This is a genomic window from Modestobacter sp. I12A-02662, assembly GCF_041028325.1.
Taxonomy (GTDB): Bacteria; Actinomycetota; Actinomycetes; order Mycobacteriales; family Geodermatophilaceae; genus Modestobacter.
Window position 1 is genome coordinate 1 of sequence record NZ_JABGDE010000032.1, and the last position, 839, is coordinate 839.

Consider the following 839-nt stretch of genomic DNA (forward strand, 5'->3'; position numbering starts at 1 on the left):
GTCATCGGCCTGGTCAACGAGGTCTCCGACCCCCGCGACGTGGTGGTCTGCGCCGCCGGGTCCATGCCCGGTGACCTGCACAAGATGTGGCGGGTCCGCGACCGCAAGGGCTACCACGTCGAGTACGGCTACTCGTGCATGGGCTACGAGGTGGCCGGTGGCCTGGGCGTGGCGATGGCCGACCCGGACCGGACCGTCTTCGTGATGGTCGGCGACGGCTCGTACCTGATGATGGCCACCGAGCTGGTGACCGCTGTCCAGGAGGGCGTGAAGGTCGTCGTCGTCCTGGTGCAGAACCACGGCTTCGCCTCCATCGGCGCGCTCTCCGAGCAGCTGGGCTCCCAGCGTTTCGGCACCCGGTACCGCTACCGCGCCCCCAGCGGCCGGCTGGAGGGCGGTGTCCTGCCCGTCGACCTGGCGGCGAACGCGGCCAGCCTCGGCGTCGACGTCCTGGTCGCCAAGGACGGGCCGAGCCTCGAGGAGGCGCTCCGCACGGCCAAGGCCGCCGACCGGACGACGGTCGTGCACGTCGAGACCGACCCGCTGGTGGACGCCCCGTCCAGCGAGTCCTGGTGGGACGTGCCCGTCAGCGAGGTCTCGACCCTCGACAGCACCCGCGGCGCCCGCACCGTCTACGAGCAGGAGAAGGCCCGCCAGCGCCCCTTCCTGCGCCCCGCCGAGCCGTGAGCCACCCAGCCCTGAGCCGCCCAGCCCAGTCCCGCCCAGCCACCGGAGGAGACCAGATGACGCAGCAGAGCCGGATCCGGATCGGGTCCGCACCCGACTCGTGGGGGGTCTGGTTCCCCGACGACCCGCAGCAGGTGCCGTGGCAGCGGTTC

At 72.3% G+C, this 839-nt stretch carries 1 protein-coding gene; it reads left to right on the top strand.

The genetic code is table 11. The features are described 5' to 3' along the window. Positions 1–687 (top strand): thiamine pyrophosphate-dependent enzyme (locus HL189_RS22455; RefSeq protein ID WP_369135956.1); only part of this gene is annotated, 687 nt, incomplete at its 5' end. Positions 688–839 lie beyond the last annotated feature (152 nt).